This is a genomic window from Streptomyces sp. HUAS 15-9, assembly GCF_025642155.1.
Taxonomy (GTDB): Bacteria; Actinomycetota; Actinomycetes; order Streptomycetales; family Streptomycetaceae; genus Streptomyces.
The window spans coordinates 1126195-1150265 of sequence record NZ_CP106798.1; the positions used below are offsets into that span (position 1 = coordinate 1126195).

A 24071-nucleotide genomic window follows, 5' to 3' on the forward strand; every position below is an offset into this window, starting at 1 on the left:
TTCATTGCATCAGAATTAAATGCACTTGCATTCGATGCATGCGCATGTAGTGTCTTCGCCATGACCTCTCCGCTCACCACCCCCGCGGCGCCGTCGTCGGCGGTTCGCTGGACTCCCCGGCTGTGGGGCACACTGCTGGTGCTCTGCGCCGCGATGTTCCTCGACGCGCTCGATGTGTCGATGGTCGGCGTCGCCCTGCCGTCCATCGGCTCCGACCTCCACCTCTCCACGTCGACGCTGCAATGGATCGTCAGCGGCTACATCCTGGGATACGGCGGGCTGCTCCTCCTCGGCGGCCGCACCGCCGATCTGCTCGGCCGGCGTCAGGTGTTCCTGGTGGCCCTCGGCGTCTTCGCGCTCGCCTCACTCCTCGGCGGGCTCGTCGACTCGGGTCCGCTGCTGATCGCCAGCCGTTTCATCAAGGGCCTGAGCGCGGCGTTCACGGCTCCCGCGGGCCTCTCGATCATCACCACGACCTTCCCCGAGGGCCCGCTGCGCAACCGCGCCCTGTCCATCTACACCACCTGCGCGGCCACCGGCTTCTCCATGGGCCTGGTGCTCTCCGGCCTGCTGACCGAGGCCAGTTGGCGGCTCACCATGCTGCTGCCGGCGCCCATCGCGCTGCTCGCCCTGCTCGCCGGGCTCAGGCTGCTGCCGCGTACCACGCGCGAGCGCGACCACGACGGCTACGACATCCCGGGCGCCGTCATCGGCACCGCGTCGATGCTGCTGCTCGTCTTCACCGTCGTCCAGGCGCCCGAGGCCGGCTGGGCATCCGCCCGCACCCTGCTGTCTTTCCTCGCGGCGGCCGCCTTGCTGACCGCCTTCGTCCTGGTCGAGCGGCGCGCGGCGAGCCCGCTGATCCGGCTCGGGGTGCTGCGCGCCGGCAGCCAAGTACGGGCCCAGCTCGGCGCGGTGGCCTTCTTCGGGTCGTACGTCGGATTCCAGTTCCTGACCACGCTGTACATGCAGTCGCTGCTCGGCTGGTCGGCGCTGCACACCGCGCTGGCCTTCCTGCCCGCGGGCGCGCTGGTGGCGGTGTCCTCGACGAAGGTCGGCTCGGTCGTCGACCGCTTCGGCACCCCTCGGCTGATCGCGGTGGGCTTCGCGCTGATGGTCGTCGGGTACGCGCTGTTCCTGCGCGTCGACCTCGACCCGGTGTACGCGGCCGTCGTCCTGCCGTCGATGCTGCTGATCGGCGCGGCCTGCGCGCTGGTCTTCCCTTCGCTCAACATCCAGGCCACCAACGGCGTCGAGGACCACGAGCAGGGCATGGTCTCCGGTCTGCTCAACACCTCGGTCCAGGTCGGCGGCGCCGTCTTCCTGGCGGTGGTCACGGCCGTGGTCACCGCGGGCGCCCCCGACCGTGCGACCCCGCAGGCCGTACTCGACAGCTACCGGCCCGGGTTCATGGTGGTCACGGGCATCGCCGTGGCCGGACTTCTCATCACGCTCACCGGTCTGCGCGGCCGCCGCACGCAGGCGTCGATCGTGGTCGCGAGGTCCACTGTGGAGGAGGCGCAGGCGGAACCGGTGTCGGTATCGGTCCCGGTCCGCGACTAGGGGGACGCCTCCGAGTCTGCGCCCGGCGGGGTTTCGCTTGCCCCGCCGGGCGCACGGCTGTGAGACTGGCCGTATGAACGGGTACGGGGGACGGCGCACCAAGGCCGAGCAGGACGCGGCGACGGTCGAGTTCGGGTACGCGCTGCTCAGCGCGGGGTTCGCGGCGGCGGTGGTCTTCGGGGCTGTCGCCGGACCGGTGTTCCTCTTCGAGCTGCCGGACCTGCTGTCCGCGTTGCTGCTGCGCTCGGGGCTGGCGCTGGCGGCGGTCGTCGGCGTCGCCCGGGTCGTGTCCGTGCTGGTCCGCTTCCGGCGCGGGCCTCAGCCCAGCCAGCCGGGCCGCACCAACCCCGACTCATAGGCCAGCACCACGAGTTGGGCCCGGTCGCGCGCCCCCAGTTTCACCATCGTGCGGCTCACATGGGTCTTCGCGGTGAGGGGGCTGACGACCAGGCGGCGGGCGATCTCCTCATTGGACAGTCCGATGCCGACCAGGGCCATCACCTCCCTTTCCCGCTCGGTGAGCTGGGTCAGTGCGTCGGCGGCCGCCGGCTCCTTGGAGCGGGCCGCGAACTCGGCGATCAGCCGGCGGGTCACCCCCGGTGAGAGCAGTGCGTCGCCCTCGACCACCGCCCTTACGGCGCGCACGAGTTCCTCGGGCTCGGTGTCCTTCACCAGGAAGCCCGAGGCGCCCGAGCGGAGGGCCTCGAAGACGTACTCGTCGAGTTCGAAGGTGGTGAGCATGACCACCTTCACATCCTTCAGCTCCGGCGCACCGGTGATACGGCGGGTGGCGGCCAGGCCGTCCAGGAGCGGCATGCGGATGTCCATCAGGACGACATCGGGGCGCAGTTCGCGCACCTCGCGCAGGGCCTCCTCGCCGTCGGCCGCCTCACCGGCCACCTCGATGTCCGGCTGCGCGTCCAGCAGCGCCTTGAAGCCGGCCCGCACCAACGACTGGTCGTCGGCGAGCAGTACACGGATCACCGGCCGTCCTCCTTGACCTTCACCTTCAACGGCAGTATGGCGAGCACCCGGAAGCCCCCGTCGGGACGCGGGCCCGCCTCGATCGTGCCACCCAGCGCGGCGGCCCGTTCCCTCATCCCCGCCAGCCCGTTCCCGCTGCCGCCCGCGTCCTCGCCGGTCGCGGGCCCGTCGTCGTCGATGCGCAGCCGCAGCACGCCGTCGTCGTCCTCGAAGCACACGCGAGCGTGCCGCGAGCCGGAGTGCCGTACGACGTTGGTGAGCGCCTCCTGGACGATGCGGAACGCCGCGAGGCCGGCGCCCGGCGCGAGGCGCGGGGGCTCGCCCTCGATGTCGACGGTGAGGCCCGCGCCCGCCGCCTGTTCCACCAGTTCCGGCAGCCGGTTCAGGCCGGGCGCGGGGGCGCGCGGCGCGGCGCCGGGGGCACGCAGGGTGTCCAGGACCTGGCGCACCTCCCCGAGCGCCTCCTTGCTGGCGGCCTTGATGGTGGTGAGCGCCTCGCGTGCCTGCTCCGGGTCGGTGTCGAGGAGGGCGAGGCCGACACCCGCCTGCACATTGATGACGGAGATGCTGTGGGCCAGGACGTCGTGCAGTTCGCGGGCGATGCGCAGCCGCTCCTCGTCCGCGCGCCGGCGGGCCGCCTGGGCGCGGTCGGCGCGTTCCCGGGCCCACTGTTCCCGTCGTACCCGGGCCAGTTCGGACACCGCGACGACGGCCACGACCCAGGTCGCGATGACGATCTCCTGGTTGAGGCTCGCGGCCTCGTCGCCCGGTGGCGGAAGCCAGCGGTAGAGCCAGAGCGTGATCAGGGCGTGTCCGGCCCAGAGCATTCCGACCGACGCCCAGGCGGCGAGACGGTGGCCTGTGACGACGGCGCTGAAGCAGCTGACGGCGACGGTGAGGAAGATCGGTCCGTACGGGTAGCCGGCGCCCAGGTAGACCAGGGCGGTCGTGGCCGTGCCGAACGCCACGAACGCGGGGTACCGCTGCCGCCAGAGCAGCAGCCCCGAGGCCACGAGCAGCAGCACGCGCGCGTAGCCGTCGAGCGGCACACGATGGAGCTGTTCGTGCGCGGCGAAGTTCGAGCCGAACACCACGAAGACCATGAGCGGCACGGTGGAGCGCCACGGCAGGCGCGCGCGGCCCGGCTCGGTGTCGCCGTCCGGGTGGTGCCACCACGGGGGCCCGTACCGCCACCACTGCGGCGGGGCGTGTCCGCGCACGCGCTGCTCTCCCATGTCCGCCACGCTAGACGTCCTCGGTCCGCGAGGACGTCAGCCGGACGAGGTGATCACACGTACTCCCGGGGGAGTACGCCCGCCGGCGTGATCAGCGACCGCCCGCCAGCTCGTCCACCTCGGCGGCGAACAGCAGCTCGGGGTCGAATCCCATGCCGGTGAAATGACCCGCGAGCTCCAGTGAGAGGTGCCCGTGCAGCCGGGTCCAGCACAGCAGCGCCCGGTGCAGGGCAGCGGGCGGGGCGGGGTGGCCCGCCGCCCACTGCCGGTGGTCCGCGAGGTGGGCGTCGAAGGTGTCGCGTGTGTCGGCGCCGTGGGTGTCGGCGCTCGCGGCCACGCACACGTCGAGCAGTACGGCCATGATCTCCTGGGTGATCGCCGTGATGTCGTCCGGGGCGTGATAGCCGGGGACGGGCGTGCCGTAGACCAGGAAATAACGCTGCGGGTCCGCCAGCGCCCAGCGGCGCAGGGCGTGCGCGAGGCCGGGCAGTCCGCCGCCCGAGTCGGCGGCGGCACGGAAGGTGTCCGCCAGGCTGCGGTAGGCGTCGCGGATCAGCTCGGTGATCAGTTCGTCCCGGCCGCTGAAGTATCGGTAGAGAGCCGGGCCGCTCATGCCCAGTTCCTTGGCGATGGCGTTGAGAGAGAGCCCCGTCGCGCCCGCCGAGGCGATCTGCTCCCAGGCCCGCGCCTTGATCTCGGCACGCACCTGGCTGCGGTACCGCTCGCGAGGGCTCGTCGCGCCTGCCGCCATCGCCTCCACGCTCCTCTCCCTCTTCGTCCGGTCGGTTCGTTTCAACCTATCACCACAGCGATAACCAATAACAGATATCGTCGCAAGAGCTTGACACTCACGCGATGCATCGTCATGTTAGTTATAACTTCTAACGCAAACGAGTGGCTCTACACGGAGGTCGTCATGGGAAGCGCGGAACTCGTCGAGGTCGTCCTGCCGGGAACGGTCGAACCGGAGGGGCTCCAGTTCCGGCGCCGGGACATACCGGCCGCGGGTGCCGGGCAGATCGTGGTCCGGGTGGAGGCCACCGGGGTCTCCTTCGCGGAGCAGCAGATGCGCCGCGGCCGGTACTACGACCAGCCACCCTTCCCGTTCGTGCCCGGCTACGACCTGGTCGGCACGGTAATGACGGCCGGACCCGGCGTCGCCCCCGGCCTCGTCGGCAAGCGGGTGGCGGCGCTGGTGAAGGTCGGCGGCTGGGCCAGCCATGTGGTGCTCGACGCCGCCGACGCAGTGGAGGTACCGGTCGGCATCGACGCGGCGGAGGCGGAGACCCTGGTGGTCAACGGCATCACCGCCTGGCAGATGCTCCACCGCAAGGCCCGTGTGCGCAGCGGCGGCACGATCCTCGTCCACGGGGCCAACGGCGGTGTCGGCACCGTCCTGGTCCAACTGGCACTGGCGGCCGGCCTGGAGGTGATCGGCACGGCGTCGGCCCGCCATCACGACGCGCTGCGCGAACTGGGCGTGACTCCCGTCGACTACCGCACCGAGGACGTCCCGGCCCGGGTCCGTGAACTCGCCCCCGGCGGGGTCGACGCCGTCTTCGACCACGTCGGCGGCCGGAGCGTGATCGCCTCCTGGCACCTGCTCGCGCCCGGCGGCACGCTCGTCTCCTACGGCAGCGCCGCGACCCGGGACGACACGGGCTCCAAGCAGTGGCCCGTCCTGAAGATCCTCGGCCGGGTGTGGCTGTGGAACGCGCTGCCCAACGGCCGCCACGCGTACTTCTTCAACGTCTGGGCCGGCCGCGCCCTGAGCAAGGACCGCTTCCGGGCCCGCCTGGGCGCCGACCTCACCGAGGTGTTCCACGCCCTCCAGCGCGGCGAGGTCAGCGCCCGGATCGCCGCCCGGCTGCCGCTCACGGACGTCGCCGAGGCCATGCGGCTGGCCGAGTCCGGCACGGTGGCCGGCAAGGTCGTCCTGATCCCGCAGGAGCAGGGCTAGCCATGCGGAGCATGAGGGAGGACCAGACCCACATCCTGGGCGAGCCGGGTCGCCGCGTGTCGGAAGAACGGCTCGCGGTCCTCCACCACCCTGGTGAACTGCCCGAACAGCTCGAACCCGACCAGGCCGTACAGCTGCGCCCAGGCCGCGACCAGGGCCACGACCACCTCGGGCGGCAGGTCGGGGGCCAAGTCGGCGGCCATGCGCCGGGCCTCGGGCTCCAGCTCGGCGGGCAGCGGTGTACGAGCCACGCCGCGCCGCTCGTACGCCTCACGGACGATGCCGATGAGCAGGACCCCCACCCGGGACGCGGGCGGGACGGTCGCCTCGGGTGCCGAGTAGCCGGGCACCGGCGAGCCGTAGATGAGTGCGTACTCGTGCGGATGCGCGAGCGCCCAGCGACGGACCGCCTCGCACACGGCGACCCAGCGCTCGGCGGGGGCGGCGTCCCGGACCTCGGCCTCGGCGGCCTCGGCAGTCTCGGCGGCCTCGCCGAGGGAGGCGTACGCGTCGATGATGAGCGCGGTCAGCAGGTCGTCACGGCTGGGGAAGTAGCGGTACAGCGCCGAGGAGACCATGCCGAGCTCGCGCGCCACGGCCCGCAGCGACAGCCTGGCCGCACCCTCAGCCGCCAGCTGTCTGCGTGCCTCGTCCTTGATGGCCGCGGTCACTTCGGTCCTGGCCCGCGCGCGGGCGCCTCCTGCTTTGGTCATGGGCAGCAGTCTGCCACGAAGCGAGAGCACTGCACACAAAAGAGAGCACCGCTCTTGCCCTGGGGTGTCGAGGGGGTGCACACTCATCTCAAGCGAGAGCACTGCTCTCCCAAACAGTGAGAGCGCCCGCTCTCCCATCCGCAGGGGGTCGTCATGTCCGCGCACGTCAAGAAGCCCGGCTGGTTCACCGTCAACGTCTTCAACCGCTTCGTCGCCTGGCTGACCCGTCGCGGCCTCAGTGTCTGGGGCTCCCGCGTCCTGGCGGTGCGCGGCCGCAAGAGCGGCGAGTGGCGCACCACCCCCGTGAACCTGCTGACCGTGGACGGACAGCAGTACCTGCTCGCCCCGCGCGGTCACGTCCAGTGGACGCACAACATGCGGGCGGCCGGCGGTGGCGAGCTGCGGCTGGGCAAGCAGGTGGACGTGTTCACCGCGACCGAGATAGCCGACGAGGACAAGGTCCCGCTCCTGCGCGCCTACCTGAAGCGCTGGAAGGCCGAGGTCGGCGTCTTCTTCGACGGGGTCGGCCCCGACTCCCCCGACGACGAGATGCGCCGTATCGCCCCTGACCACCCGGTCTTCCGGATCACGGTCACGAGCTGACCGCGTCTCCCGAGGCCGAGGGCGAGGGCGAGGCCTGGGCCATGGCCTGGCGCCGGTCCAGCGCGGTCAGGGCGCGCTGGGCCATGGGGTGGGTGCGGACGAGCTCGCCCAGGGACGTCGAACCCCGGGTGATGTCCTTGAAGGCCCTCCACGCGGGGCGGAAGCTCGTCAGGGCCGCGTGGAACAGGCCGGGACGGCGCTCGAACGCCGTCAGCAGCCGCTTGCCGACGCTCATCTCGACGCCGAGCCCCGCCTTGATCGCGAACGCGTAGTTCAGGGCCTGGCGGCGGGTGTCCACGGCGTCGTGCGCCTCGGCGATCCGGACCGCCCACTCCCCCGCGAGCCGCCCCGAGCGCAGTGCGAAGGAGATGCCCTCGCGGGTCCACGGCTCCAGCAGTCCCGCCGCGTCGCCGCAGACCAGCACCCGGCCGCGCGACAGCGGCGAGTCGTCGGCCCGGCAGCGGGTCAAGTGGCCCGAGGAGATGCTGGGTTCGAAGCCGGCCAGGCCCAGCCGGGCGACGAAGTCCTCCAAGTACCGCTTGGTGGCGGCGCCTTCGCCGCGCGCCGAGATCACGCCGACCGTGAGGGTGTCGCCCTTGGGGAAGACCCAGCCGTAACTGCCGGGCATCGGGCCCCAGTCGATGAGGACCCGTCCCTTCCAGTCCTCCGCGACCGTCTCGGGCACCGGGATCTCCGACTCCAGGCCGAGGTCGACCTGCTCCAGCTTCACCCCGACGTGCGCTCCTATGCGGCTGGCGCTGCCGTCGGCGCCCACCACCGCCCGGGCCAGCAGCGTCCCGCCGCCCTGCAGCACGACGGCGACCGTGCGCCGGTCCGGCACCGCCGAGCCGTGCTGCTCGACCCGCGACACCGTGACGCCCGTACGCAGCTCGGCGCCCGCCTTCTGCGCGTGCTCGACCAGCTGCTGGTCGAACTCGGGCCGGTTGATCAGCCCGAACAGCATCTGCTTGGAGCGGCGGGTGCGGGTGAAGCGCCCGTTGTTCGAGAAGGTCACCGCTTGCACCCGGTCCCGGAAGGGCAGCTCGAAGCCGGGCGGCAGCGCGTCGCGCGAGGGGCCGATGATGCCCCCGCCGCAGGTCTTGTAGCGGGGCAGCTCCGCCTTCTCCAGCAACAGCACGCGCCGTCCCGTGACCGCCGCCGCGTAGGCCGCCGAGGCCCCCGCGGGGCCCGCGCCCACCACGACGACGTCCCACACCCGCTGCACGCCGTCCGCCGAAGAGTTCTCGCTGCTCACGATGGTCCGCCGCTCCGATCAAGCCGTCTGCCGCCCCTGTCCCCCGCATCCTACGGCGGAGGTCGTCGCAGGCCGCTGTGGGAGGATCGGGTCTATCCAGAGGTACAACGTCGCACCTACAAGGAGCGTGCCCATGTCGTCGAATCCGGTCGCCGAGACCGTCGCCTCGCTGCTGCCCAGGGCGAAGGCGGAACTCACCGAGCTGGTGGCCTTCAAGTCGGTGGCGGACTTCGACCAGTTCCCCAGGAGCGAGAGCGAGGGCGCCGCGAACTGGATCACCGACGCGCTGCGCGCCGAGGGCTTCGAGGACGTGGCCCTGCTCGACACCCCGGACGGCACGCAGTCGGTGTACGGCTTCCTCCCGGGCCCGGAGGGCGCCAAAACGGTCCTGCTCTACGCCCACTACGACGTGCAGCCGCCGCTGGACGAGTCCGCCTGGACCACCCCGCCCTTCGAGCTGACCGAGCGTGACGGCCGCTGGTACGGCCGCGGGGCCGCCGACTGCAAGGGCGGCGTGCTCATGCACCTCCTCGCGCTGCGCGCCCTCAAGGCGAACGGCGGCGTCCCGGTGCACATCAAGGTGATCGTCGAGGGCTCGGAGGAGATGGGCACGGGCGGTCTGGAGCGGTACGCCGAGCAGCACCCCGAGCTGCTGCGGGCCGACACGATCGTGATCGGCGACGCGGGCAACTTCCGCGTCGGCCTGCCGACCGTCACCACCACGCTGCGCGGTATGACCCTGGTCCGCGTGCAGATCGACACCCTCGAGGGCAATCTGCACTCCGGCCAGTTCGGCGGCGCCGCCCCGGACGCGCTGGCCGCGCTGATCCGCGTCCTGGACTCGCTGCGCGCCGAGGACGGCTCGACGACGGTCGACGGGCTCGCCCCCGAGACCCGGTGGGAGGGGCTGGAGTACACCGAGGAGCAGTTCCGCGCCGACGCCAAGGTGCTGGACGGCGTGGGGCTGATCGGCGACGGCTCGGTCGCCGACCGCATCTGGGCCGAGCCTGCCGTCACGGTCATCGGCATCGACTGCCCGCCGGTCGTCGGCGCCACCCCGTCGGTCCAGTCGAGCGCCCGCGCCCTGGTCAGCCTGCGGGTGCCGCCGGGCGTCGACGCGGCCGAGGCCACCAAGCTGCTCCAGGCGCATGTGGAGACGCACACGCCGTGGGGCGCCCGGGTGCACACCGAGCAGGTCGGTCAGGGCCAGGCATTCCGCGCCGACACCGGCAGCCCGGCGTACCAGGCGATGGCGGACGCGATGGGTGTCGCCTACCCGGGCGAGACGATGCAGTACGCCGGTCAGGGCGGCTCCATCCCGCTGTGCAACACCCTCGCGGGCCTCTACCCGGAGGCGGAGATCCTGCTCATCGGCCTGAGCGAGCCCGAGGCCCAGATCCACGCGGTCAACGAGAGCGTCTCCCCCGAGGAGCTGGAGCGGCTGTCGGTGGCCGAGGCCCTGTTCCTGCGGAACTACGCGGCGGGCTGAACCGCTCTGCCCACAGCAGATGGCCCTCAAGGAAGGCGGAGGTCCTCCCTACGGTCGGCGCATGGACGTCATCGAACTCCTTCCCCGTCTCCATCTCCTGCGCTTCCCGGTCGGCCCGGCCTATCTCTGGCGCGACGGCGACGAGTTGACGCTGATCGACGCCGGCCCGATCGGCTCCGGCCGGGTGATCGCCGACGTGGTCCGGGCCCTTGGGCGGGCCCCTTCGGACGTACGCCGGATCGTGCTCACCCACTTCCACGAGGACCACGCGGGCGGGGCGGGCGAGTTGGCCGCGCTGACCGGCGCCGAGGTGCTGGCGCACGGCCGGGACGCCCCGGTCGTCAGGGGTGAGACGCCCGGCCCGCCGCCGGTCTTCGAGGACTGGGAGCTGCCGATCCACGCCGAGGCCGCGAGGCAACTGCCCCAGGGCGACCCGGCGCGCCCGGAGCGGGTCACCGAAGTGTCCGACGGCGATGTCCTCGACTTCGGCGACGGAGCCCGTATCGTCCACGTCCCCGGACACACCGAGGGCAGCATCGCCGTCCGACTCCCCGCGCACGGCGTGCTGTTCACGGGGGACGCGGTGGCCGCGGCACCGGTCACCGGGTCGGTGATACCGGGTGTGTTCAACCTCGACCGGGCCCGGACCGTCGCGTCCTTCCACCGGCTGGCCGACCTGGACGCGGACCTGGCCTGTTTCGGCCACGGCGATCCCGTGACGGGCAACGCCTCGACAGTCCTGCGGAAAGCCGCGGACGCCTACGCGGGTCCGTACTGATGACGGACTCCGCCGCTACGGCGTCGGAGCCGTCCGGGCTTCAGCCGACCGGAACGCCCGCCTCCAGATACAGCGCGGCCCCGCGCTCACGTGCCCGCAGCGCCCAGCACAGCCGCTGGTAGCGGACCGGCGGCAGCAGGTCGGCGGCCTCCTGCTCGGTGACGAAGCGCCAGTCGCGCAGTTCGGGACCCGGCAGCAGCAGCCGGCCCGTCTCGGCCGAGTCGAGCCGGCCGCCGTCGAAGAGCAGCCGCAGTCCGCCGAAGCCCGGGGGCACCGGCTGCTCCCAGTCCACGACGAGCAGCCGCGGCACGTCCTCCAGCCGTATCCCGGTCTCCTCGGCGACCTCGCGCATACCGGCACGGGCCGGGGCCTCGCCACGCTCGACCACACCGCCGGGGAACTCCCAGCCGGGCTTGTAGGTGGGATCGACTAGCAGCACACGGTCCTGCTCGTCGAAGAGGAGCACGCCCGCGGCGAGGGTCTCGGCGGTGGGCTCCGGGGTCTGCACGATGTCGCAGGGGGCGACGGCACCACTGCTGACGGCCTCGGCGACACGGACGGCCGTCTCGTACGGGGTGAGGGCGCCGGTGTCGACGGGGTGGGCGTCGGCGGTGAGCCAGGAGGCGAGCGCGGCGCGGTACGGCTCGATGTGGTCGTACGCCCACTGCCGTTGCCGCAACTCGCCGTCGGGGAGGTCCGGCGGGACCTCCCGCCCGGCTATTCGCTCCCGCAGGATCGTTTCCGCCGGGGCGAGCAGGATGTGCCGGACGGTGATACGGCGCGCGGCGAGGCCGCCGAAGATCTCGTCGCGGTACTCCTGGCGCAGCAGGGTCATGGGGACCACGAGGGTTCCGCCGAGTTCGGCGAGCATCGCTGCCGCGGTGTCGATCACGAGTCGCCGCCAGATCGGCAGGTCCTGGAAGTCACCGACCTCGGCGAGGCGCTTGGGCGGGAGCAGGTGCGTGAGTGCTCCGCCGATGACCTCCGGGTCGAAGAGCGTGCTGTTCGGGATCAGTTCGATCAGTTCCCGTGCGGTGGTGGTCTTCCCCGCACCGAACGCGCCGTTGATCCAGACGACGGTCACGGACTCCCCCTCTTCTGTTGGCCCCCTGTGGCTTGCCCGCTCCACACTGCCATGGAAACCAGCCCCAGCTGAGGGCATGCGAACGGGGCGCCGGCGCCCCGCGACGGGGCCCCGGCACCGCACAGTGCCTGTGAGTGGTTCTACTCCTGTCCCAGGGCGTTGTCGTCGACAGCGAGACTTTCCTGGCTGACGAGGTTGCCCACCGTGTCGACCGTGTCCGACACGTTCAGATCACTGACGGCGTGGGTGTCCTCACCGTGGGACGGGCTGATCGCGGCCACGACGAACCCGGTGGCGAGGGAGGCGATGGCGAGCATGCTGCGCTTCTTCATGCCCCGTTCAACTACGCAGACCGCCTGGAGTCACGCGGATCACCGCGCTTCCGCTCTCCGGGCCGATCGCCGTCCTGCGCCGGGGGCCGCCGCCGGTCGCTATTCCACGTCACCGGTGAAAATCGCGGTCTCTGATTCCATGTCGGGTGAGACTTCGATCTGGATGAGCTTCTCGTTCTTCGGAAGTACGCAACCCCAGGGCACATTGAGGGATCGCCCGGCGAGGACTTTCGTGTCCGGACCCCCTCCGAGCCCGTGCTCGCTGTCGAAGACCGAGTCGCTGGTGTGCCCGTCCTGGCCGTAGGAGCAGTTGACCGAGAGCATGGTGGAGTCGAGGGTCTTGCTCCCACCGTTCTTGACCTTGACGGTGAACCGGACGTAGGCGGTCTTCTCCGGCTCGGCGTATTCGCCGGTCACAGATCTCTTGAAGCCCGAGAGGCTCACTTCGACGTCGGATTCGTAGGTGACGGTGTCATCGAGCGCGAAGACGCCGTCGCCGGTGTCCTCAGGCGTGGGATCGGTGCTCTCGTCCGCCGCGGCAGCGCCGTCGCTGTCCGTGCCCACTTCGGTGACGGTGACCGTGGGCGAGGCCTCGACTCCGTCGCTCTTGGTGACGCCGACGGTGATCGCGGAGGAGACCACGGCGGCGACCACCGCTGCCGCGGCGGCGATGATGATGGTGTTGGTCTTCCTCGGGGACTGCGGCGGTGGTACCGGCGGCCCGTAGCCCGGCATCGGCGGCGGAGTGATGTGTCGGCTCATGTTCCCCCCAGAAGTGATGCCGTTGACGGGGAGAATCATGCCTCGCGGAGACTGGCTCATGGAGGTCTTGCGGCGAAAGTGTGGCCGTAGCGTGTGAACGCCCGAGAGTCCCGGTCCGAACCCCTGGTCAGGTCGGCCGCCCCTCGCAGGGGACACGCCGGGACCTCCGATGTCCTGCCGTCGCGTCGGCAGGCAGGAAGAGCTGTCGAACGGCCTCGGCCCCATGGGCGAACCCCGGGGCCGTCGGCCGAGGGGGGCGAAGAACCGCCGAGCCCCGTCTGTCGGCGCAGGCCAAACGTTCCTGCTCGCCCGTGGCCTCCCGTCGCCGTGTTCGTCGTCAGACGCCGGCCGCCGTCGCGTCCGGCCGTCGGACCAGTGCCGCGGCCGCCGCGCCCACCAGGCCCGCGTCCGTGCCCATCTGAGCGGGTGTCACCGTCAGGCGCCGCACGAAGGACAGGGTCGCGTAGTCGGCAAGGGCCTTGCGCAGCGGTGTGAACAGGACGTCGCCCGCCTTGCCCACTCCCCCGCCGATCACCGCGATGTCGATCTCGACGAGCGTCGCGGTGGCCGCGATTCCGGCGGCGAGCGCCTGCGCCGCACGCTCGAAGGAGGCGACGGCGACCGGATCGCCGGCCCGGGCGGCGAAGGCCACCGCGGCGGCGGAGGCATCACCGTCCGGGCCCGGCAGCCAGCCGTCCTCCCGTGCGCGCCGGGCGATGTTGGGGCCGCTGGCGATGCGCTCCACGCAGCCCCGCGAGCCGCACGGGCACGGGTCGCCGTCGAGGTCGACACTGATGTGGCCGATGTGGCCCGCGTTGCCGGTCGGTCCCGGATGCAGTCGGCCGTTCAGGACCAGGCCGCCACCGACACCGGTCGAGACCACCATGCACAGCGCGTTGTCGTGGCCGCGGGCGGCGCCCTGCCAGTGCTCGGCGGCCGTGATCGCCACGCCGTCGCCGATCAGCTCGACCGGCAGCCCGCCGGTGGCCGCACGCACCCGCCGGACGAGCGGGAAGTCCCGCCACCCGGGCACGTTCACCGGGCTCACGGTGCCCGCCGAGGCGTCCACCGGTCCCGCGCTGCCGATGCCGAGGGAGCCCGCGCGTTCCCACAGGGGCGAGTCGGCGAGTTCCGCGACCACCTCCTCCACGGCCCGCATGACGGTCTCGCCGTCCTCCTTGGCGGGCGTCGCGCGCTGCGCGCGCACCTGGATCCGTCCGTCGCCGTCCACCAGCGCGCCGGCGATCTTCGTGCCGCCGATGTCGAGCGCCGCCACGAGGTCGGTGTGCATCAGAGTCAGATCTCCCCGTCAACCGTGAGCAAGATGTCCGGTCAAGCGGTGGGGGCGCAGGCCGGTTGATTGCGGTGGACAGTGTCTCCCGCATCTGACAACGTTGTCCAGGCTCTATGCTCGACGCCACATCCTCATACAAACCCATGGACCGACGCATCCCCGTGGACGACAGGACAGGACACCGCATCGTGCCCGAGACCACCCGCCGCGCCGCCGGCCTCCCCGACCGCCACTCCGGGAGCCGGTACGGCAACCGTCCGACCATGAAGGACGTCGCCGCGCGAGCCGGAGTCGGGCTGAAGACGGTGTCGCGCGTGGTCAACGGCGAGCCCGGCGTCACCCCGGACACCGAGCGCCGTGTCCAGGAGGCCATCGACGCGCTGGGCTTTCGCCGCAACGACAGCGCGAGGGTGCTGCGCAAGGGCCGTACCGCGAGCATCGGGCTGGTCCTGGAGGACCTCGCCGACCCCTTCTACGGCCCGCTCAGCCGCGCGGTCGAGGAGGTGGCCCGCGCCCACGGGGCGCTGCTGATCAACGGTTCCAGCGCCGAGGACCCCGACCGCGAGCAGGAGTTGGCGCTGGCGCTGTGCGCACGGCGGGTGGACGGACTGGTGATCATCCCTGCCGGGGACGACCACCGCTATCTGGAGCCGGAGATCAAGGCCGGCGTCGCGACCGTGTTCGTGGACCGCCCGGCCGGGAAGATCGACGCCGATGTGGTCCTGTCCGACAACTACGGCGGTGCCCGCGCCGGTGTCGCCCATCTGATCGCCCACGGCCACCGCCGGATCGGGTTCATCGGCGACATGCCCCGCATCCACACCGCGGCCGAGCGTCTGCGCGGCTACCGCGCGGCCATGGAGGACGCGGGGATACCCGTCGAGGACACCTGGATGTCCCTGGGCGCCACCGACCCGGAGCGGGTGCGCCGGGCCGCGGAGGAGATGCTGTCCGGCCCCGCTCCCGTGACCGCGGTGTTCGCTGGCAACAACCGGGTGACGGTAACCGTCGTCCGCGTGCTCGCCGAGCACTCCCGCCGGGTCGCCCTCGTCGGCTTCGACGACATCGAGCTCGCCGATCTGCTCCAGCCGGGCGTCACGGTGATCGCCCAGGACGCTGCCACCCTCGGCCGCACCGCCGCCGAGCGGCTCTTCCGCCAGTTGGACGGGACGCTCATCGCCCCGGAGCGCATCGAGCTGCCGACCCGGCTGATCACCCGCGGCTCGGGCGAACTGCCGCCGGCGGACTGAGCCGCGGATGACGGGCCGCACCCTGGAGGAACTGGGCCTCGCGCGGGCGCCGCGCGACCATCCGCTGACCTATCCGGGCGCCTGGCCGAAGGACTCCGGGCTCCTGCGGGGCGACCGGATGCTGCCGCTCGACCGCCTGGTGCACGAGGACCGGGTGCCGGTCCTCGCGGTGGGCTCCAACGCCTGCCCCGGTCAACTGCGCCACAAGCTGGCCGAGTCCGGGATCACCACGCCCGTCCCGATGGTGCGGACCCGGGTCACGGGGCTCGACGTCGGCGTCTCCGCGCACGTGAGCCGCCTGGGGTATGTCTCCGCCTCGCCCGTCGCGGCACCGGGGTGCACCCGCGAGTTGTTCGTCATCTGGCTCGACGCCCGGCAGCTGGCCGTGATCGACGCGAGCGAGGGCGTGCCGCTGCGGGAGGCAACTACAGCCGCGCCTGGCTGCCCGCGCCGGACGTACGGATCGAGCTGTCCGACGGCGGGACGCTCACCGGCGCGTACGCGTACGTCAACCGGCACGGCGTCCTGCACAACGGCTCCGGCACACCGCGCGCCCATCCGGGGCAGCGGCAGCTGCTCACCGGACTCCTGGCGGGGTCTGCCCCGTTGCGGGAGCTGTTCGGTGTCACGCCGGAGGACTTCTGCGCACGGGCCCGCGGCGACGCCGCACTGTGCCGGCGGGGCATACGGCTGTTCGCCGAGCACAAGTGGATGACGGCGTCCGGGCTCGAAGGGTACGTCCGGCCCGAGCAGGGCTGAGGCCTGCGGCGGCCCTGGACCGCCAGAAGAAGCCGACTCGCACGGACCGACAGCGGCCCGCCCGCTACTTGGCGGAGGCCGTCAGATCGCCCCGCCGCGGCGACACGAAGCCCTCCAGGCCGGCCCGGGTCAGACCGGTCGGCCCGGCCACCTCGGCGATGTCGAGCGCGCCGCAGTCCAGACCGCGCAGCAGATAGCCGCTGAGGGCCGTGGCGGTGGCGGGCTCGTCCATGACGTCGCCGCCGGTCCGGCTCGCGTAGCGGGCGAGACGGGCTGCCGCCTGCTCGAAGCCCTCGCGGTAGAAGGCGAAGACGGCCGCGTAGCGGGTGGGGATGTGGCCGGGGTGCATGTCCCAGCCCTGGTAGTACGCCCGTGCCAGGGCTCGCCGGGTGAGGCCGTAGTGCAGTCGCCAGGCGGCGTGGACCTTCTCGGCCGGGCCGACCGGCAGCACATTGGTCGAGCCGTCCGAGACCCGTACGCCCGTGCCCGCCGCCGCGACCTGCATGATCGCCTTGGCGTGGTCGGCGGCCGGGTGGTCACTGGCCTGGTAGGCGGCGGAGACGCCCAGGCAGGCGCTGTAGTCGAAGGTGCCGTAGTGCAGAGCTGTGGCACGACCCTCGGCGGCCTGGATCATCCGGGCGACGGTGGCGGTGCCGTCGGTGGCGAGGATGGACTGGCTGGTCTCTATCTGTATCTCGAAGCCGATCCTGCCGGGCTCGAGGCCGCGCGCCTTCTCGAAGGCCTCCAGGAGCCGGACCATGGCGGTGACCTGCTCGGGGTAGGTCACCTTCGGCAGAGTCAGGACCAGTCCGCCGGGCAGTGGGCCCGCCTCCAGCAGGCCGGTCAGGAAGATGTCGAGGGTGCGGATGCCCCGGTCGCGCACCGCGGCCTCCATGCACTTCATGCGGATGCCCATGTACGGGGCCGCCGTGCCGTTCTCGTAGGCCTGCGCGATCAGCCGGGCCGCGCGGGCGGCCGCCTCGTCCTCCTCGGCGTCCGGGCGGGGGCCGTAGCCGTCCTCGAAGTCGACCCGCAGGTCCTCGATCGGTTCGCGCTCCAGCTTGGCGCGGACGCGGGAGTACACCGGTTCGGCCAGTTCGTCGGTGAGGCCGAGGACGGCGGCGAAGGAGGCGGCGTCCGGGGCGTGTTCGTCGAGGGCGGCGAGCGCCCGGTCGCCCCAGGAGCGGATGGTGTCGGCGGCGAAGACGTCACCGGGGACGTACACCGTGTGGACGGGCTGGCGGGTGCCGGGGTCTCCGGGATAGCGGCGCTCCAGTTCGGCGTCGACCGGCGCGAGGGAGGCGCTGATCTCCTCGCTGACGGCGCCCGCGAGGCTTGTCGCCACCTTCTCCTGCCGGCCCTGGCCCATCCCGCACCCTCCTTGTTTCCGTTCCGCGGAATCAACAATCCGTAGAACGAAGTTATCCGGGGACGTTCGGGATGGTCAACACCCTGTTGAAGCAGCGCCACTTCGCCATCTCGTCATGTTCACGCCCATCTCATCCCGCGGTATCACACTTGCGTCCGCTCGAGTCACCCGGCCGTTCCACCGAAGGAGCCCGTGTGCCGAACCACAGCCGAGTCACGCGCCGCCTGGGCCTCAAGGCCGCATTGGCCAGCATTGGCCGCAGCCGTCACCGTCCCCCTCTCCAGTACAGCACTGTCCGCGTCGTCCGCCTCGGCGCAGGAACGCAGGGCCCACCGCCTGGGGATCATGTCCTTCAACCTGCGCTTCGCGAGCACCTCCGAACCCAACAGCTGGACCGTGCGCAGACCAGTGATGCGCGAACTGCTGCGCCGCGAGCGGCCGCACGTCATCGGTACCACAGGAAGGCCGCTACCAGCAGCTGCGCGACATCGACTCCGACCTCGGACCGCACTACGACTGGGTCGGGACCGGCCGCGAGGGCGGCAGCCGCGACGAGTCCGCGGCGATCTTCTACGACACCCGGCGCCTGTCCCCGGCCGAGCACTACACCTTCTGGCTCTCCGACACCCCGGAGATGATCCGCTCGAACACCTGGGGCGCCGCGTTCCCCCGCATCGTCACCTGGATCCGCTTCCGCGACCTGCGCGACGGCGGGCGGGAGTGCTACGTCCTCAACACCCACTTCGACCACGCGAGCCAGTACGCGCGCGAACGCAGTGCCGCCCTCATGGCCCAGCGCATCGCCGGACTCGACCGCCGCCTGCCGATCGTGGTGACCGGGGACTTCAACGTCGCCGCGCACAAGAACCCGGTCTACGACACGCTGCTGGGCGCCGGTCTCGTCGACAGCTGGGACGCCGCCGCCGAGCGCAGCGCGCTGTACGGCACCTTCCACGGCTACAGACCGCTCACTGCGGACGGCGACCGCATCGACTGGATCCTGGCCACGCCTGGCGTCACGGTCCAGCGGGCCTCGATCAACACCTTCTCCAGGAGCGGCCGGTTCCCGAGCGACCACGTGCCCGTGCAGGCGTGGCTGACCCTGGGATGAGCCGAGGCCCCCGTGACCGGCGCGCGGTCACGGGGGCCTCGTACAGCCCGGAGGTGATCAGCCCTTGCGGGTCTTGATCTCCTCGGTCAGCTGCGGGACGACGTCGAACAGGTCGCCGACGACGCCGTAGTCGACCAGGTCGAAGATCGGGGCCTCGGGGTCCTTGTTGACGGCCACGATCGTCTTGGAGGTCTGCATACCGGCGCGGTGCTGGATCGCGCCGGAGATGCCGTTGGCGATGTACAGCTGCGGCGAGACCGACTTACCGGTCTGGCCGACCTGGTTGGTGTGCGGGTACCAGCCCGCGTCCACCGCGGCACGCGAGGCGCCGACGGCCGCGCCGAGGGAGTCGGCGAGGGCCTCGATGATCGAGAAGTTCTCGGCACCGTTGACGCCACGGCCACCGGAGACCACGATCGCGGCCTCGGTCAGCTCCGGACGGCCCGTCGACTCACGCGGCGTGCGGGCGGTGACCTTGGTGCCGGTCGCCTTCTCGGAGAAGGACACGGACAGGGCCTCGACCGCGCCGGCGGCCGGGGCGGCCTCGACGGCGGCCGAGTTCGGCTTGACCGTGATGACCGGGGTGCCCTTGATGACACGGGACTTGGTGGTGAAGGACGCGGCGAACACCGACTGGGTGGCCACCGGGCCCTCGTCGCCGGCCTCGAGGTCGACGGCGTCGGTGATGATGCCGGAACCGATGCGCAGCGCCAGACGGGCGGCGATCTCCTTGCCCTCCGCAGAGGACGAGACCAGGACGGCGGCCGGGGAGACGCCCTCGACGGCGGCCTGGAGGGCGTCCACCTTCGGGACGACCAGGTAGTCGGCGTACTCGGACGCCTCGTGGGTGAGGACCTTCACCGCGCCGTGCTCGGCGAGCGTGGCGGCGGTGTCGGCGGCGCCGCTGCCCAGGGCGACGGCGACGGGCTCGCCGATGCGGCGGGCGAGGGTCAGCAGCTCCAGAGTGGGCTTGCGGACGGCACCGTCCACGTGGTCGACGTAGACGAGGACTTCAGCCATGGGATTGCTCTCCTGCGTACGAAAGTTGAGGGGCGGTCAGCGGGGGCGAGCCTTAGATGAACTTCTGGCTCGCGAGGAACTCAGCGAGCTGCTTGCCGCCCTCGCCCTCGTCCTTGACGATCGTGCCGGCCGTGCGGGCCGGACGCGCGGCCGCGGTCTCGACCTTGGTCCAGGCGCCGTCGAGACCGACCTCCTCGGCCTCGATGTCCAGGTCGGACAGGTCCCAGGACTGAACCGGCTTCTTCTTGGCGGCCATGATGCCCTTGAAGGACGGGTAGCGCGCCTCACCCGACTGGTCGGTCACCGACACGACGGCCGGGAGCTGCGCCTCGAGCTGCTCGGAGGCGGCGTCGCCGTCACGGCGGCCCTTGACCGTGCCGTCCTCCACGGAGACCTCGGACAGCAGGGTGACCTGCGGGACACCCAGGCGCTCGGCCAGCAGGGCGGGGACCACGCCGGCGGTGCCGTCGGTGGAGGCCATGCCGGAGATCACCAGGTCGAAGCCGGCCTTCTCGACGGCCTTGGCCAGCACCAGGGAGGTGCCGATGACGTCCGTGCCGTGCAGGTCGTCGTCCTCGACGTGGATGGCCTTGTCCGCGCCCATCGACAGCGCCTTGCGCAGCGCGTCCTTGGCGTCCTCCGGGCCGACCGTCAGGACCGTGACCTCGACGTCGTCGTCGGAGTTCTCGGAGATCTGCAGCGCCTGCTCGACCGCGTACTCGTCCAGTTCGGAGAGCAGACCGTCCACGTCGTCGCGGTCGACGGTCAGGTCATCGGCGAAGTGCCGGTCGCCAGTGGCGTCGGGCACGTACTTCACAGTGACAACGATCCTCAAGCTCACGCCGGCTCTCCTACTGCATCGTCATTTCTGGGCTGCCTCTTGCAGGCAGCATAGGCGCCTGAAGCGGCCTATCCCGGTCGGGGCGGCCGCGCGCTCCGAACGAAATATTACTCGCCAGTACACCCAGTTCATGCGCGCTAAGCAAGCGCTTTGGACTGTGACCTTCGCAACGCAGCGTAACCGGAATTCGACTGCCGCACAGGCCGGACGGGCAGTGATCAATCGCGCAGACCGTTGAACCGCCCCTGGTGGTACAGGAGCGGCCGGCCCGCGCCCGCGGGATCGCCCAGGACGACCTCGGCGAGCACGATGCGATGGTCCCCGGCGGGCACTCGGCCCACGATCCGGCAGACCAGCCACACCAGGACGTCGTCGAGCACGGGTACGCCCTCGGGTCCCTCACGCCAGGTGGTGGGCGCGCCGAACCGGTCGGCGCCGCTGCGGGCGAAGGTGGCTGCCAGCTCGCTCTGGTGCTCACCGAGCACATGGACACCGACGTGGTCGGCCGTCGATATGGCAGGCCAGCTGGAGGAGCCGGTGCCGATGCCGAACGAGAGCATCGGGGGGTCGGCGGAGACGGAGGTGAGGGAGGTGGCGGTGAAGCCGACCGGTCCCCCGGCACCGCCGGCCGTGATCACCGCGACACCGGCGGCATGCCGCCGGAAGGCGGAGCGCAGCAGGTCGGGGGAGGCGAGCTGGGGGGAGCGGAGGTCGGGCGTGGCCGTCATGGAGTTGTCCTTCTGCGAAAGGGGACGAGCGGATCCGTTGCTGCTCAACAGCCCGGACAGCGCACGCTCGCGGTACGGGCGAGGTCGACGTGGACCCGCCCGAAGAGAAGGATTTCCGTTGCCATGGGGTCAGGCTGACGATAGGTGGCGCACACAGTCAAGTACGTTCCGGGATATGGGAGGTGCCTCACCGTCATCCGCACGGCCGTCGCACCGCCTCTCCCAGCGCCGCGATCACATCGGCCTTGCGGGGCTGTCCGGCCGCACGCCGCACCACCCGTCCGTCCACGTCGAGGACCAGAACAGTGGGGGTTTCGAGGATCTCCCACGCGCGTACGAGGTCCAGCCGGGCCTCGGCGTCGATCTCGACATGTGTGACGCCGAGCACCATTCCGGCCACCTCGGCGAGGATGCGCCGGGTCGCCCGGCAGGGCGCGCAGAAGGCGCTCGAGAACTGCACGAGCGTGGCCCGCTCCCCGAGCTCGCCGCCCAACTCGGCGACTTCGAGCCGCTTCCCCTCGTCCTGCCCGCGCACCCGCGCTCTCCCGCTCTGCCGAAGTCCGGTCATCACCTGCACAAGCATTCACCAGACTGTCGGGGAGGCTCAAAAAAACCGAGGCCGATCGTAGGCCGACGTGACGAGGATCTCGCCGAACCGCGGCACCAGGACTGGCTACCCGCACATTCTTCGGGCACGATCTGCGAGACGCCGTAAACCTACGGCTGCGTAACTTCCCGCCGGGAACCCTTTCCCAGGCAGAGCAGAAAGGGTCCACCCCGCCCATGGCAGAGCTGGTCTACCGTCCCGTCGTCGGTCTCGCCCTGACGATGTTCAAGGCCTGGGACCTCAAGATCGACTGCAAGGGCTCGGAGAACATCCCGCGCTCGGGCGGCGCCGTGCTGGTGAGCAATCACATCAGCTACCTGGACTTCATCTTCAACGGCCTGGCGGCCCTCCCGCAGAAGCGTCTGGTGCGCTTCATGGCGAAGGAGTCGGTGTTCCGCCACAAGATCTCCGGTCCGCTGATGCGCGGGATGAAGCACATCCCGGTGGACCGCAAACAGGGCGAGGCGGCGTACGCGCACGCGCTGGACTCGCTGCGCTCCGGCGAAATCGTGGGCGTCTTCCCGGAGGCGACGATCTCGCAGTCCTTCACCCTGAAGAGCTTCAAGTCGGGCGCCGCGCGCCTGGCCCAGGAGGCGGGCGTCCCGCTCGTCCCGATGGCGGTGTGGGGCACGCAGCGGCTGTGGACCAAGGGTCACCCGCGCAACTTCAAGCGCAGCCACACCCCGATCACGATCCGCGTCGGCGAGGCGGTCGAGGCCTCCCGCGAGCTGTACGCGGGCGCCCTCACCCGCCGGCTGCGTGAGGCGGTCCAGGAGCTCCTGGAGGCCGCCCAGCGCGCCTACCCCGCACGCCCCAAGGGCACGGAGGACTCCTGGTGGCTCCCGGCCCACCTGGGCGGTACGGCCCCGACGCAGGAGCAGCTGAAGGCCGCCGAGGCACGCTGACCCCCTCGGCCACGGGGGCCGTCGGGCTCTCGCACACCCAAGGGCCTTCCCGGAGACCGGGTTCATCCCCCGAGGCTGCGGGCGCCGCCCGGCGAGCGCGCACGGGTCAGGCGGCGGCGTGCCGCGTGACCCGGGCGCCGGGGCTGAACTTCTCCATGAGTTCGGCCAGTTCGGCGGCCGCCGCCTCGGCCTCGTCGACCGGCAGGGGCGCGAGGGTCTCCAGCAGGAAGATGCCGGAGGTCGTCCGCTCGGTGAGCCGGGTGCGCGGACCCTGGCGCCAGTTCCAGCGGCGGCAGGTCACGCCGGTGTCGTCGCGCCACACCACTTCGCCCGCGTCGGGGTGCTCGACGACCTCCTCGCCCCCGGCGACGGTCACGAAGTCCTCGTCGCCCGTGGCACGCACAAGACGCATCGCGCCCTCGATGTGGTCGATGTCCTCGCCGCCGACCGGGATCAGATGGGCCACGCTGATCGCGTTGTAGAGGTCGACCAGCAGATTGATGCGCGGCAGACCGGCGTCCGACAGCGCCCGCTTGGCCAGCGCCTCGGCCGAATTGCGGGTGCGGGAGGGCTTCGAGCCGAACGCCGTGTACGCCTCGCGCCAGGCCACCATGTGCGGGTCCTCGTGCGGGGCGCGGCCGTCGAGGCGTGCGGCCAGGCGGCGGGCCGCGTCGTCGAGGAGCGCGGAACTCGCTTCGGTACTGGGCCCGTTGACCAGGCCGTGCGCCTCGATCGCGACATGCGTGAAGCCGGGCGCCAGGGCGCGCACCTCGTCGGACACGGTGAGCGTGAGAGTCATCTGCCTCGCCTCAGAGTGCGGTGGGAAGCGTCTTCCACAGATACGGCCGGTCGGGAGCCGCCTTCAGGGCACCGAGCACGACCGGATGAGGTTCAGCGTACAGGACCGGATAGTCCACCTCATTGGACTTGGGGTCGGGCACCCAGGCCAGCCGCTCACCGTCGAGGGAGAACCGCGCGTCGACCCCCGGCTTGTTGCCGCGCGGATCCTGCCGGTGCCAGGCGCCATGGAACCGTACGGCGATCAGCCCGTGCACGACATGACCGGCACCGTCGTCGTCGGCCAGTCGCTGGTAGCAGAGCGCGGCGGGGATGTCCTCGGCCCGCAGCAGCGCCGCCAGCGCATGCGCCTTCGCGTAACAGATGCCGGTGCGCCGCGCGAGGACGTCGGAGGCGCGCCAGGTGACCCGGCGGTCACCGGAGTCCTGTGAGTGCGGGATGGCGTCGCGCACGAACTCGAAGGCGGCTCGCGCATAGGCATACGAGTCGGGAACACCCTCGGCGAGGCGGGCGGCCGTCTCGCGCACCACCGGATGGTCGTGGTCGATGACCTCGTCGGCGGCCAGATAGGCGGAAAGGTCGGAGGTGTTCTGGATCAGTTCCATGCCCGCAGAGCATAGGAATGCGATCA

General features: G+C 71.4%; 25 protein-coding genes and 1 pseudogene. 10 read left to right on the plus strand and 16 right to left on the minus strand.

What is annotated here, in order from left to right; translation table 11 throughout:
- The first annotated feature begins 60 nt into the window (after positions 1 to 60).
- Together N8I87_RS05040 and N8I87_RS05045 are read left to right on the plus strand one after the other, a co-directional pair.
- On the plus strand, positions 61 to 1563 hold the full coding sequence (locus tag N8I87_RS05040; protein ID WP_263205834.1) for an MFS transporter: 1503 nt from the start codon (positions 61 to 63) through the stop codon (positions 1561 to 1563).
- 73 nt (positions 1564 to 1636) lie between these two features.
- Positions 1637 to 1921 (plus strand): DUF6332 family protein, encoded by a 285-nt coding sequence (locus N8I87_RS05045; RefSeq protein ID WP_263205836.1) that lies wholly within the window; start codon positions 1637 to 1639, stop codon positions 1919 to 1921.
- Here N8I87_RS05045 and N8I87_RS05050 read toward each other — a convergent pair.
- The 3 genes from N8I87_RS05050 to N8I87_RS05060 form a co-directional block, all read right to left on the minus strand.
- Positions 1882 to 2547, minus strand: a complete 666-nt coding sequence (locus N8I87_RS05050) for a response regulator (RefSeq protein ID WP_263205837.1) — start codon at positions 2545 to 2547, stop codon at positions 1882 to 1884. The genes N8I87_RS05045 and N8I87_RS05050 overlap by 40 nt on opposite strands.
- Positions 2544 to 3782, minus strand: coding sequence for a sensor histidine kinase (locus tag N8I87_RS05055; RefSeq protein WP_263205839.1), 1239 nt, complete (start codon positions 3780 to 3782; stop codon positions 2544 to 2546). The genes N8I87_RS05050 and N8I87_RS05055 overlap by 4 nt, the downstream gene beginning before the upstream one ends.
- Before the next feature lie 91 nt (positions 3783 to 3873).
- Positions 3874 to 4533, minus strand: coding sequence for a TetR/AcrR family transcriptional regulator (locus N8I87_RS05060; protein ID WP_263205842.1), 660 nt, complete (start codon positions 4531 to 4533; stop codon positions 3874 to 3876).
- 165 nt (positions 4534 to 4698) lie between these two features.
- Here N8I87_RS05060 and N8I87_RS05065 point away from each other — a divergent pair, with 165 nt between their 5' ends.
- The gene (locus tag N8I87_RS05065; RefSeq protein WP_263205844.1) at positions 4699 to 5742 is read left to right on the plus strand and encodes a medium chain dehydrogenase/reductase family protein; all 1044 of its coding nucleotides are present in this window, start codon (positions 4699 to 4701) and stop codon (positions 5740 to 5742) included.
- Here N8I87_RS05065 and N8I87_RS05070 read toward each other — a convergent pair.
- On the minus strand, positions 5739 to 6455 hold the full coding sequence (locus tag N8I87_RS05070; RefSeq protein ID WP_263205847.1) for a TetR/AcrR family transcriptional regulator: 717 nt from the start codon (positions 6453 to 6455) through the stop codon (positions 5739 to 5741). The two genes, N8I87_RS05065 and N8I87_RS05070, sit on opposite strands and share 4 nt — an antisense overlap.
- A 153-nt stretch (positions 6456 to 6608) precedes the next feature.
- On the opposite strand from N8I87_RS05070, the gene N8I87_RS05075 reads away from it, so the two are divergent.
- On the plus strand, positions 6609 to 7058 hold the full coding sequence (locus N8I87_RS05075; RefSeq protein ID WP_263205849.1) for a nitroreductase family deazaflavin-dependent oxidoreductase: 450 nt from the start codon (positions 6609 to 6611) through the stop codon (positions 7056 to 7058).
- Here N8I87_RS05075 and N8I87_RS05080 read toward each other — a convergent pair.
- Positions 7048 to 8313: a geranylgeranyl reductase family protein gene (locus tag N8I87_RS05080; protein WP_263205851.1), complete on the minus strand. Its 1266-nt coding sequence runs from the start codon at positions 8311 to 8313 to the stop codon at positions 7048 to 7050. The genes N8I87_RS05075 and N8I87_RS05080 overlap by 11 nt on opposite strands.
- A gap of 133 nt (positions 8314 to 8446) precedes the next feature.
- On the opposite strand from N8I87_RS05080, the gene N8I87_RS05085 reads away from it, so the two are divergent.
- Together N8I87_RS05085 and N8I87_RS05090 are read left to right on the plus strand one after the other, a co-directional pair.
- Positions 8447 to 9802 (plus strand): dipeptidase, encoded by a 1356-nt coding sequence (locus N8I87_RS05085; RefSeq protein WP_263205853.1) that lies wholly within the window; start codon positions 8447 to 8449, stop codon positions 9800 to 9802.
- Positions 9803 to 9863: 61 nt separating this feature from the next.
- Positions 9864 to 10580, plus strand: coding sequence for an MBL fold metallo-hydrolase (locus tag N8I87_RS05090; protein WP_263205855.1), 717 nt, complete (start codon positions 9864 to 9866; stop codon positions 10578 to 10580).
- A gap of 40 nt (positions 10581 to 10620) precedes the next feature.
- Here N8I87_RS05090 and N8I87_RS05095 read toward each other — a convergent pair whose 3' ends face one another.
- From N8I87_RS05095 to N8I87_RS05110, 4 genes are all read right to left on the minus strand, one after another.
- On the minus strand, positions 10621 to 11664 hold the full coding sequence (locus tag N8I87_RS05095) for an NUDIX hydrolase (RefSeq protein ID WP_263205858.1): 1044 nt from the start codon (positions 11662 to 11664) through the stop codon (positions 10621 to 10623).
- A 140-nt stretch (positions 11665 to 11804) separates the two neighbouring features.
- A complete protein-coding gene (locus N8I87_RS05100; RefSeq protein WP_263205860.1) occupies positions 11805 to 11996 on the minus strand; it encodes a hypothetical protein in 192 nt (63 codons plus the stop codon).
- A 99-nt stretch (positions 11997 to 12095) separates the two neighbouring features.
- The gene (locus tag N8I87_RS05105) at positions 12096 to 12758 is read right to left on the minus strand and encodes a hypothetical protein (RefSeq protein WP_263205862.1); all 663 of its coding nucleotides are present in this window, start codon (positions 12756 to 12758) and stop codon (positions 12096 to 12098) included.
- 337 nt (positions 12759 to 13095) lie between these two features.
- Entirely contained in the window at positions 13096 to 14049 is a 954-nt protein-coding gene (locus N8I87_RS05110) for an ROK family protein (RefSeq protein WP_263205864.1), read from the minus strand.
- Between the two features lie 146 nt (positions 14050 to 14195).
- Here N8I87_RS05110 and N8I87_RS05115 point away from each other — a divergent pair, with 146 nt between their 5' ends.
- Positions 14196 to 15302, plus strand: a complete 1107-nt coding sequence (locus N8I87_RS05115; protein WP_263205867.1) for a LacI family DNA-binding transcriptional regulator — start codon at positions 14196 to 14198, stop codon at positions 15300 to 15302.
- Between the two features lie 7 nt (positions 15303 to 15309).
- A pseudogene (locus tag N8I87_RS05120) lies at positions 15310 to 16061 on the plus strand (hypothetical protein).
- Positions 16062 to 16125: 64 nt separating this feature from the next.
- On the opposite strand, the gene N8I87_RS05125 reads toward N8I87_RS05120, so the two are convergent.
- Complete coding sequence (locus N8I87_RS05125) at positions 16126 to 17430, minus strand: HpcH/HpaI aldolase/citrate lyase family protein (protein ID WP_263205869.1); 1305 nt, start codon at positions 17428 to 17430, stop codon at positions 16126 to 16128.
- 487 nt (positions 17431 to 17917) lie between these two features.
- Between N8I87_RS05125 and N8I87_RS05130 the strand changes: the two genes are divergently transcribed.
- Positions 17918 to 18541 (plus strand): endonuclease/exonuclease/phosphatase family protein, encoded by a 624-nt coding sequence (locus N8I87_RS05130; RefSeq protein WP_411577365.1) that lies wholly within the window; start codon positions 17918 to 17920, stop codon positions 18539 to 18541.
- Between the two features lie 57 nt (positions 18542 to 18598).
- Here N8I87_RS05130 and N8I87_RS05135 read toward each other — a convergent pair whose 3' ends face one another.
- The 4 genes from N8I87_RS05135 to N8I87_RS05150 form a co-directional block, all read right to left on the minus strand.
- Positions 18599 to 19561, minus strand: coding sequence for an electron transfer flavoprotein subunit alpha/FixB family protein (locus tag N8I87_RS05135; RefSeq protein ID WP_263205871.1), 963 nt, complete (start codon positions 19559 to 19561; stop codon positions 18599 to 18601).
- A 52-nt stretch (positions 19562 to 19613) separates the two neighbouring features.
- The gene (locus N8I87_RS05140; protein WP_263205872.1) at positions 19614 to 20402 is read right to left on the minus strand and encodes an electron transfer flavoprotein subunit beta/FixA family protein; all 789 of its coding nucleotides are present in this window, start codon (positions 20400 to 20402) and stop codon (positions 19614 to 19616) included.
- A 218-nt stretch (positions 20403 to 20620) separates the two neighbouring features.
- The gene (locus N8I87_RS05145) at positions 20621 to 21130 is read right to left on the minus strand and encodes a flavin reductase family protein (RefSeq protein ID WP_263205874.1); all 510 of its coding nucleotides are present in this window, start codon (positions 21128 to 21130) and stop codon (positions 20621 to 20623) included.
- A 193-nt stretch (positions 21131 to 21323) separates the two neighbouring features.
- Positions 21324 to 21713: a TlpA family protein disulfide reductase gene (locus tag N8I87_RS05150; protein ID WP_263205875.1), complete on the minus strand. Its 390-nt coding sequence runs from the start codon at positions 21711 to 21713 to the stop codon at positions 21324 to 21326.
- 200 nt (positions 21714 to 21913) lie between these two features.
- Here N8I87_RS05150 and N8I87_RS05155 point away from each other — a divergent pair, with 200 nt between their 5' ends.
- On the plus strand, positions 21914 to 22642 hold the full coding sequence (locus N8I87_RS05155; RefSeq protein WP_263205877.1) for a lysophospholipid acyltransferase family protein: 729 nt from the start codon (positions 21914 to 21916) through the stop codon (positions 22640 to 22642).
- Positions 22643 to 22748: 106 nt separating this feature from the next.
- Here N8I87_RS05155 and N8I87_RS05160 read toward each other — a convergent pair whose 3' ends face one another.
- The gene (locus N8I87_RS05160; RefSeq protein ID WP_263205879.1) at positions 22749 to 23441 is read right to left on the minus strand and encodes a B3/B4 domain-containing protein; all 693 of its coding nucleotides are present in this window, start codon (positions 23439 to 23441) and stop codon (positions 22749 to 22751) included.
- 10 nt (positions 23442 to 23451) lie between these two features.
- Positions 23452 to 24045 (minus strand): transglutaminase domain-containing protein, encoded by a 594-nt coding sequence (locus N8I87_RS05165; RefSeq protein ID WP_263205881.1) that lies wholly within the window; start codon positions 24043 to 24045, stop codon positions 23452 to 23454.
- Positions 24046 to 24071 lie beyond the last annotated feature (26 nt).